Here is a 9,535-nt window from a genome sequence, read left to right on the forward strand (position 1 = left end):
GAAGTGGAGACGCCCGGCGCTACTTCGCGGGAGCCTGGGCGGGCTGCGTGGGAACCCCAGCCGCCGCCGGAGCCTGGGTGGGCCCGCCGCCGCCGCCGGACGCGTTGCCCGCGCCGCCCACGCCCTGCTGGGCCTCCGGTGGAGAGGCGGGCCGCTGCTTCTTCGGCCTCTCCGGCGCGGCGGTGAGCTTCACCGGCGTGCCGTTCGTCAGGTCGCGCGCGGAGCCCAGCAGCACCACGTCCCCGGCCTTCAACCCCGAGCGCACCTCCACGGTCTGCGCCACGTCGTCCCGCAGGCCCAGCGTCACCGCCACCTGCTCCACCTTGCCGTCGGAGATGCGCTGCACGGTGGGCGGGTCCTGGCGCGTGTCCAGCGCGTCCACCGGCACGGCCAGCGCGTCCTTCGCCTGGGACGCCACGCGCCCCTGCGCGAACAGGCCGGACAGGAGCATCTGCTCGCTGTTGGGGATGCTCACGTAGATGCGCACCTGTCCCGTGGCCGGATCCACCGCCGGGTTGATGCGCTCCACCTCGCCCTTGAAGGCCTGCTCCGCGTAGCCGTTGACGCGGAAGTCCACCGCCGTGCCCACCTTCACCTGGGAGAGCTGCGCCGCGGGCACGGAGGCCTCCAGCCGCAGCGTGGCGGGGTCCACCACCGTGAAGAGGGGCGCGCCCGGCTGGACGATGTCGCCCGTGTGCACCTGCCGCTCGCTCACCACGCCGGTGAAGGGCGCGGTCACCTTCGTGCGCCCCAACTGGTCCTGCGCCAGCTTCAGCCGGGCCTGCGCATCCGCCAGCTGGCCCTCCGCCTGCGTCCGCGCCAGCTGCGTGCGTTCGAAGTCGCGGCGGGTGATGACGCCCTGCTTGACGAGGGTTTGATTGCGCCGCTCATCCGCCTTCGCCACCTGCAAGGCATTGCGCGCCACGCGCAGGGTGGAGCTGGCCGCCTGCACCTGCTCGCGCAGGGTGCCCTCGTCCACGCGCGCCAGCAGGTCCCCCTCCTTCACGGCCTGCCCCTGGTCCGCCTTCACGTCCAGGATGCTGCCGCCCACCTCCGCGCGGACGCTGGCCACCCGTCGCGCCTGGAGCGACCCGGAGATGACGGGGCCGCTCTCCAGCCGCAGGGGCTCCACGCGCACCACGTTCTCGGGCCCCAGCGACACCACCGTGGGCGCGACGGGGGCGGGCGCTTCGGAGCGCTGTCCGCAGGCGCCAGCCAGCCAGCCGGCGGCCAGCAGGGCCCCCAGCCGCGCACGCCTGCGCCAGGCACGACGTCCCGTTGTCGTTTCGGTGCGTCCCACGGCCTGCCTCCACGGCCCCCGTTGCCTGCCCCGGTCCAACCCAGGGGCGTCTTCCGGAGCCGGGTAAACGTGGTGCCGCCTCCCCGCCCGGGGAAGTCATGCCACCACCGGGCGTGAACCTGGAGAACACCCCGAGCCCGTCCCCATGGCGGGCGGGGAGCCGGGCGGACGAAGCCCTGAACGACGACGGCCTCCGTCCCCAGTGCTGGGGGCGGAGGCCGCGGAAGACAGCACGTGGGCCGGGCTTAGTGGACCGCCGCGCTGGAGCTCAGGAACGACAGCGTCAGGCAGCTCTGGTTCGCCACCTGATCCAGGAACGTCTGGCGCCCCAGCACCTCGTTGAAGGTGCGGGTGGGCGAACCGTCCGCGCGATCCGGCACGGTGAGCACGCCGCTCAGGAAGGGCGACAGGGCGCCCGTCTGGCTCACGTGGGTGAAGGGCGTGCCAATCTCATCCCCGTGGCAGCCGTCGCAGGTGTTGAGCGAGAAGACGTGGCGGGCCTGACGGTTGGGGATGGTCGTCGCGGGCTGGCTCCAGAACGGAGGGCTGGACGGGCTGGCGAACGTGGACGTCACGACGGCGCGGCCGCCCCGGAACGCGCCGGTGCTCCACGCGAGCGGGACGGTGTACGTGGGCGGCAGGGCGACGATGGCCGGCACGTTGCCGTTCACGTAGGACGGGAACAGGGTGTTCTTCGTCGCGCGGTCCGGCGTCTGGGCCACGGTGTGGCTGTTGAGCAGCCCCAGCGCGGGGCCCGGCGCGGCGAACGACGCCGGGTTGATGGTGCTGTTCCAGAGGCGGAACTCGCGCAGCTCCCAGGGCGAGCCCAGCCAGAGTTCGTTGGTGCGCACCTGGTTGATGGAGCTGCGGTTGGGCTTGCGCGGGGACAGGTCGCGTTTGGCGAACTGCTCGGTGAGGGCCTCCAGCGCCGCGTTGTACGTCGCGCTGCCCAGCGCCATGGACGACAGGGCCTGCCACTGCTGCGCGTACGTCTTGATGGACATGCAGTCGTTCTTGTCCACCCCGTACTCCAGGATGACCAGGAAGGGCACCGTGTGGCACGAGGTGCCCGTGCCCTCGGTGGCGGCGAAGATGAAGCGCCCCTCGCCCGCGCGCCCGGAGCCGTAGGCGGGGTTGTTGCCCGCCAGGTCCAGCCGGTTGACGATGGCCACCAGCTTGAAGGGCGACTTCGTCAGGTCCAGCGCGCCGCCCACCTTCGGCCACGGGTTGACGAGCTTCGTCACGATGTTCGTGCGCGGCGGGGTGGTGAAGCCGTTGACCGTCTTCGCGGCCTCCCACTGCCGCACCCACTCACGCACGAAGGTGGACGGGGCCACGCCGGTGAACGGCTGGTTGGCCATCTCCGTCATCAGGTAGTTGAACGTCCACTTGCCGTTCGGGTTGCCCACGTTGGTGCACGGGTCCCACGTGCGCGTCGGGTCCCCCACCACGGACGGCGCCCGGATGATGAGCGAGCGCGCCGGGTCCACCAGCGTCGCCAGGCCAATGGGGCGGATGGGCACGCGCTGCCCCACCGGGAACTGGGTGGACAGGGCCGCCACCGGCACGGTGCGCACCAGCTCACGGCCCTCGAACACCGCGGTCGTCAGCTGCGTCTGCGACTGGGACTGCGCCTGCGTGATGCGCTCCTGCTCCGCCTGGAGCGCCACGAAGTCGAAGGTGCCGCTGGCGAGGAAGAGCAGGTCGCCCGCCACCTCGTCACCGCCCTGGCCGTCGTCGCGGAAGAGCAGCTGCTGGGTGCCGTCCAGCATCGTCAGCGTCTTGCCCCGGAACGCCTCGTTCTGCGCGCGCTTCGCGTCCAGCTTCAGCTCGAACACGGCGGCCGTGGCCTTGCTGGCCGTGCCCTGCGGGATGGCGAACAGGGACTCCACCACGGGGCGGTCGGGCACCGCGTCGTCCTCGTCCGTCACCGAGTTCAGCGCCGCCTCCAGGTTGCCGGACGGGCCCACGGCCTGGGCGGAGGACTCCGCCGCGGGCGCGGAGGGCTCGGACGTCTCCGGGGCCGGCTGGCCACAGCCCACCACCAGCGACGAGGCCAGGAGCGCGAACGGCAGGCGCCGGCCCAGCTTCCCGGAATGCTTCCACAGCAAAGACAGCTCAGGCTTCATGGGGTGTGCTCCACTCACGACGGGGGTACCGCGACAGCCGCGCGATGGGGCGCCCTCCCCCTCACCGTTCGCGGGACCCCGGCCACCCCGGTCCCGTCCCCCTCCGTGAATGCGGAAAACGCCCCATCCCCCTCCGGTCCTTGCGACGCGGAGGCGAATGGGGCGTTCTCATAACATGAAACACCGACAATTATCGACTTCCAGATATTGTAACCTAAGCGGCTACAAGTCTGGGGTTGCCGTAACCTGTCTGGCTACAACCCGCTGGCGCCGTAGGGCGACTCGCTGATGAGGCGGGTGCCGGAATCGAAGTGGCTGGTGCTGCCGCAGTCCGGGATGGGGTTGAAGCCCGAGCACGTCACGGGCACGTGGGCGCGGGTCTCCGAGGTGAAGCAGCGGGCGCCGGCCTCGCTCCACTCGGCCTCCAGGCTCCAGGACTCGGTGTCGGCCTGGACGCCCACGCCGTCGTAGAGGTTGACCCACTGGCCGTCGATGGTGTGCGACTCGCCGTCGCCGCAGAAGTCCGCGCGCACCATGCGGGTGCAGGCCTGGTGGTGGCCCGCGAGGCTCTCGCCGTTGGCGGCGGTGGCCCAGGGCTTGTAGCCAAAGTGCATGCACTTCGCGATGGCGGCGCCCTCGCAGGCGAAGGTGAAGGCGGTGGCGTCTTCAATCTTCTCACCGCCGCCGGCCACGCCCTGGAGGTAGTTCCAGCGCCCGGCCACGGCGATGGCGGAGTTCGCCGCGCCGTTGGCGTCCTGGCACACGGAGCGCCAGCTGCCGTCCGAACCCTCGTAGGAGACCTGGTAGGACCACAGGTCGCTGTCGCCGCCGCTGCCCTGGGTGATGCTGTCCACGCGCAGGTGCAGGGTGCTGTCATCCCCCATCTTGCCGACGAAGCGCGCACCGGTGAAGTCCGTGCCCGACACGGGGGTGGTGCCGTCCAGGCCGACGAAGGCCGAGCCCTGCAGCCGCACGTTGCTCAGCGGCTTGCCGGAGGCGGAGTGGGCGCCCGCGTACGCCACGGACACCAGCATGCCGCCCAGCTCGCTGTTGTTCAGGTTGCGGCCATTGAGGTTGCGGCCATTGAGGTTGCGCCCGTTGGGAGACACGACCTCCGCCACCTGCGTGCGCAGGGAGGGAGCGTCGAGCTCCGGCGATTCCGTGCCACAGCCCACCGCCACGACGGCGAAACACGCCGCGACCACTCGCTGCAACGTCCTCATCTGGATGCCCCTTCCCGACCCCGACCCCGACCCGCACCGTCTTCCAGGGCACAAGGTCAGACCGGGGGGCGGGAGCGGCAACCGCGCCAGGCCCGTCCGGGCACTTGCAGCGTCCAGTGGCTTCCAGTTGTGAGCGCCCCCGGGGCGAGCCCGACGGTTCCCGGGGGGTTCCAGTGTCCGGTGGTGCTCAGCCGCCGGACACGGGCGCGTCCGCGCACACGCGCAGGCCCACCGTGACGTCGCGCAGCGAGGGCTCCGGCAGCTCCCGGTTGGAGGACCGCGCGCTCGTCACGTTGAAGGCGAAGCTGCCGCCCCGGGCCACCGGGCGGCCGGGCTCCAGCCACGAGCGCGTCCACTCCCACACGTTGCCCGCCATGTCGTCCGCGCCGAAGGGGCTGCGGGACGCGGGGTGGCTGCCCACGACGTCCGGGCCGAAGCCGCCCGGGTCCTTGCCGTAGGTGACGTCCACGTTGGCCTCGTCCGGGCCCAGCCGGCTGCCGTGGGGGTACTCGCGGCCGTCCACGCCGCGCGCGGCCCGCTCCCACTCCAGCTCCGAGCACAGCCGCGCCCCCGGCACCCGCCCGGACGTGGACAGCCACGTCGCGTAGGCCTCCGCGTCCGCGAAGCTGATGCCGCTCACGGGGAACTGGCGCCAGTCCTGCTCCATGCGCTGCGAGCGCCGGGCGTACCGCACGGGCTCGCCCGTCCGCGCCGTGTAGCGCACGCCGCCGGGCTGGAAGCGCAGCCGCCAGCCGGCGCCGTCCGGCTCCAGCGCCAGGCCCCCCGCGTAGCCGCCCGTGCCCACGCGGGGCTGGCGCGGGGCGCGCGACTCGGGGGGCAGGGCCTCCAGGAACTGGAGCCAGTCCGCGTACGTCGTCTCGTGCCGGGCGATGAGGAAGCCCTGCACGGGCACCGTGTGCAGCGGGGTGGCGTTGAGGAAGTCGCGCACGCTGGACTCGGCGGCGCTGCCGAAGCGCACGTCGCCCGGCGGCACGTAGGCGAACCCCGGCGGGAGCGAGCCCGCGCGCACGAGCGGCACGACGACGCTCCGCGACTCCCCGCGCGTCAGGAGCAGCGGCTGCACGGAGTCCTCGTGGCCCGGCGCGCGCACGGTGAGCTGATAAGCCCCCGGAGGCACGGTGACGTCGGCCCAGGGCAGCGCGCCCGGGGAGGGCAGGGGTTCGCCCAGGACGTCCGGCCCGCCGGCCTCGCGCGACACGGGGCGCAGCTCCGCGGAGGCATCGGGTGCGTCCACCTGGAGGGACAGGTGCGCGGGCGTGTTCCAGCGGCCCCAGCGCTCGCCGTCGACGTCGTAGAGGCGCAGGCGCTGGAGCAGCGCGGGCAGCACGGGCTCGCGCTCGCTCTCGGCCCACAGGGCGCGCTCGTAGAGGAAGTCCGCCAGCGCGTCGCGCACGTCGGTGCGGGTGGGGGCCAGCGCCAGCGCGCGCTCCAGCCGGTCCGCCACGGCGTCGAAGTGGTGGGAGAGCTGCGCCCCCTGCCCGGCCACCTTCGCCCAGGTCCGGTCGCCGTCCGCCTTGTGGCCGGTGTCGTAGAGCTGGAAGGCCTCCGCGCGCTCGGCCTGGAGCGCATCGCGTTCGCGGCGCACGGCGTCCAGCTCCGAGCCGGCCGCGGCCAGCTCCCCGCGCACGCGCGCGTTGAGGACGTGGCGCTCGCGCCACTGGAGGCCCGCGTACACGAGCCCCAGCGACGCGAGGAAGCCCAGCGCCAGCCCCAGCTTCAGGCGCCGGCTGCGCACGCCGGTGCGGCGGGACGTGCTGAGGAAGGACTGCTCGCGCTGGGTGAGCTCGGACGGCTCCAGCAGCTCCGTCTCCGCCAGCTGGCGCGGGCCCCAGAGCGATTCCCGCGCGTGGCCCAGGCGCTCCCACTGCGCGGCGGCGGCCTCCAGGCGGGCCTGCACCTCGCGGCGCTCGCCCGCCTCCACCAGCCAGCGGGCCAGCGTGGCCCAGCCGGTGAGGAGCGCCTCGTGGGCCAGCTCGTACGCGGTGCCGCCCTCCCCTTCGCGCGCCACCAGCAGGCGCGCGCGCACCAGGGCCTCCAGCGCGGCGCGGTAGCGCGGGTCGTCCCCCACGAGCTCGCGGTCCGTCTTGCGCGCGCGGGTGCCGTCCGCCGTCACCAGGCGCAGCATCACCCCGCGCGCCGCCGAGCGCTGGTCGGGCAGCAGGCGGGCCACCGCGGCGTCGGCATGGCGGGCGAGCGCGCCGGACACGCCGCCCAGCGAGTCCAGCGCCGCCTGGGTCATGACGCCCCGGGATTCATCGCGCGCGTCCCACAGCTCCGCCAGCGCGAACTGGAGCAGCGGCAGGCCGCCGTCGGAGGCCGCCGTGGAGGCGACGAGCGCGTCCACCACGCCCTCGGACTCGAAGCGCACGCCCTTCACGCGGGCGGGGCCCACGATGGCCTCGCGCGTCTCCTCCGGGGTGAGCGCGCGCAGGAGGTACAGCGCATGCGGCACCTCCGGGCCCAGGCCGGGCACGGCGGTGAGGCGGGTGAGGAAGTCACTGCGGCCGGTGGCGAGCAGCCTCAGGCCCCCGGCTGCCTCCGTGAGCGCCCCCAGCGCGGCGCCCGCGAGCGCGGCCTCCTCCGGAGGAGACAGCGTCACCAGCTCCTCCAGCTGGTCCATGTAGACGAGCAGCCCGCCCTGCGTGCCCAGCTTCGCGCGCAGCCTGCGGCCGAGCGACGTGGGGTCCTGGCGCAGCGTCTCCGCGAGCGGCTCCTCGTCCACCTCCAGCACCGGCGCGAGCGCCACGGCGAGCGCGGACACGGGCCTGCGCCCGGGCACCAGCCGCGCGGTGCGCCAGCGCCGGCCGTCCTCCAGCGCGCCGTCCGCCACGGCGGGGAGGATGCCCGCGAGGCACAGGGACGACTTGCCCACGCCGGAGTCGCCCGTCATCAGCAGGAAGGCCTCCGCCTTGAGCCGCTCCAGCACGGAGCGCTGCTCGCGGCGGCGGCCGAAGAAGAGGGCGCGGTGCTCGGCCTCGAAGGCCTGGAGGCCGCGGTAGGGATTGCCCTCCGGCACGGCGGCCGGCGTCTCCTCGCGCGTCAGCGCCTCCAGCGCGTCGAGCAGCTGCGCGGCGGACGCGTGGCGCTGGGCCGGGTCGCGCTGGAGGCACTTGTCGATGGCGGCGGCGAACCCGGGGTCCACCGACGGGGCCACCTCCAGCAGGGGGCGCACGTCACGGGTGCGCACGGCTTCTGACAGCTCGCGCCAGGGCACGTCGCGGAAGGGGCCCCGGCCCGCGCACAGCTCGTAGAGCACGACGCCCAGCGAGTACACGTCGCTGCGCGCGGAGAGCTCCTCGCCGGCCCAGGCCTCCGGGGACATGTAGTAGGGCGTGCCCACCAGCGCGCCGCGCGGCAGGGACGGCAGGAAGACGCCGTCCAGCGAGCGGGCCCCCAGGGCGGGGCTGGACTCCGGGTCCCAGTCCGCGGGCAGCTCCGGCGGCGGCAGGGGCGCGCGCGGCGCGGAGGACTCGCCGGCTTCGGCGCGGTCGAGCAGCTTGGCCAGGCCGAAGTCGAGCAGCTTCACCTCGCCGCTCTCCGTGAGCACGGCGTTGCCCGGCTTGATGTCGCGGTGGAGCACGCCCCGGCGGTGGGCGGCGCCCAGCCCCCGGGCCAGGTCCCGTCCAATGCCCAGCGCGCGCTCCCAGGGCACGGGCCGGGCCAGCCGGTCCAGGCTGACGCCCCGGATGAACTCCGAGATGAGGTACGGCTGATCCTCCAGCTGCCCCACCCGGTACAGGGTGACGACGTTGGGGTGCTGGATGCGGGCGGCGGCGCGGGCCTCCACCAGGAAGCGCGCCAGCGCGTTGGAGCCCAGCGACGGGATGAACTTCACCGCGACGGGGCGCTCCAGGAGCGTGTCGTGCGCCAGGTACACCCGGCCCGTGCGCCCCCGTCCGAGCGGACGCACGATGCGGTACTCGTCGAACTCCTCGGGAGGAGTCCACGCATCGGGCGGAGAGGACGAGGCGGGAGAGCCCACCAGGGTTGCCTACGTTTCCCGCGTCCAGGGGTCAACCAGGGGGCCCGCGGGAGCCGGCCCTGGCGCAGGCTGCCGCACCCGAGTGTCCATCCATGGACACTCCCAGGTGGGACCTGGGGTTACTCCTGACCCGAGCGGGGCTTCGCCTTGCTGGGTTTGAGCATGTTGCGGATCTTGTTCTCCAGGTCCTGGGGCAGGCAGGGCTTGGCGACGAACTCGTCCGCGCCCACGGAGAGGGCGTGCTCGGCGTTGCCGGCGAGCACGTGGCCGGTGAGGGCCATCACGGGGATGTCGCGCGTGCGGGTGTCCTGCTTGATGCGCCGCGTCGCCTCCCAGCCATCCATGACGGGGAGGGACAGGTCCATGAGGATGATGTCCGGATCCCCCTCCTGGGCCTTCTCCACGGCCTCCAGGCCGTTCTTGGCGGTGTCCACCTCAAACCCGCAGAACTCCAGGTATTCGGCGTACATTTCGCGGGCGTCGTCGAAGTCGTCGACGACGAGGACGCGCTGCTTGGCGTTCACGGGAGCGGGCCCACCGCTCGCGGTTGGCTCACCCTCTGGAGATGTCAGGACCGCGTTCTTCATGGAGCAGAGGCCTCGCATGCAGGGGAGGGGCGGGACGAATCTAAACACGTCCACGAAAAAGCGCCCGTTCTCGCAAGATTTCCCTGGACGGATCCCAGGGTAGGTCCGCTGTCCGCTGAGCGACAGGGGGACAGCGGACGACACTGTAGGTGGGCGGAGGGACTGGGGGCCTAAACCCCTTCAGGGAAGTCCGGTAAGGCGCAGGCCCGCGTCATCGAAGAAGGCGGCGAGGACATCGTGACGGTAGCCCAGGCGCACAAATGAAGCGCGTGCCTGGGCGCGCAGCTCGGCGA

Annotated in this window: 5 protein-coding genes; all 5 read right to left on the bottom strand. The window is 73.2% G+C overall.

The window, feature by feature from the left end:
- Positions 1-19: 19 nt before the first annotated feature.
- On the bottom strand, positions 20-1,300 hold the full coding sequence (locus tag AABA78_RS24280) for an efflux RND transporter periplasmic adaptor subunit (protein ID WP_338266215.1): 1,281 nt from the start codon (positions 1,298-1,300) through the stop codon (positions 20-22).
- Positions 1,301-1,545: 245 nt separating this feature from the next.
- The gene (locus AABA78_RS24285) at positions 1,546-3,429 is read right to left on the bottom strand and encodes a hypothetical protein (RefSeq protein ID WP_338266217.1); all 1,884 of its coding nucleotides are present in this window, start codon (positions 3,427-3,429) and stop codon (positions 1,546-1,548) included.
- A gap of 254 nt (positions 3,430-3,683) precedes the next feature.
- Positions 3,684-4,652 (bottom strand): ADYC domain-containing protein, encoded by a 969-nt coding sequence (locus AABA78_RS24290; protein WP_338266220.1) that lies wholly within the window; start codon positions 4,650-4,652, stop codon positions 3,684-3,686.
- A gap of 187 nt (positions 4,653-4,839) precedes the next feature.
- The gene (locus AABA78_RS24295; protein ID WP_338266222.1) at positions 4,840-8,655 is read right to left on the bottom strand and encodes an nSTAND1 domain-containing NTPase; all 3,816 of its coding nucleotides are present in this window, start codon (positions 8,653-8,655) and stop codon (positions 4,840-4,842) included.
- Positions 8,656-8,774: 119 nt separating this feature from the next.
- Positions 8,775-9,242: a response regulator gene (locus AABA78_RS24300; RefSeq protein ID WP_338266224.1), complete on the bottom strand. Its 468-nt coding sequence runs from the start codon at positions 9,240-9,242 to the stop codon at positions 8,775-8,777.
- Between the last annotated feature and the right edge of the window lie 293 nt (positions 9,243-9,535).

It is taken from the genome of Corallococcus caeni, assembly GCF_036245865.1.
GTDB lineage: Bacteria > Myxococcota > Myxococcia > Myxococcales > Myxococcaceae > Corallococcus > Corallococcus caeni.

Coding starts and splice junctions, on each gene's coding strand:
- AABA78_RS24285 (WP_338266217.1), bottom strand. CDS start 3,429: ATGAAGCCTGAGCTGTCTTTGCTGTGGAAGCATTCCGGGAAGCTGGGC.
- AABA78_RS24290 (WP_338266220.1), bottom strand. CDS start 4,652: ATGAGGACGTTGCAGCGAGTGGTCGCGGCGTGTTTCGCCGTCGTGGCG.
- AABA78_RS24300 (WP_338266224.1), bottom strand. CDS start 9,242: ATGAAGAACGCGGTCCTGACATCTCCAGAGGGTGAGCCAACCGCGAGC.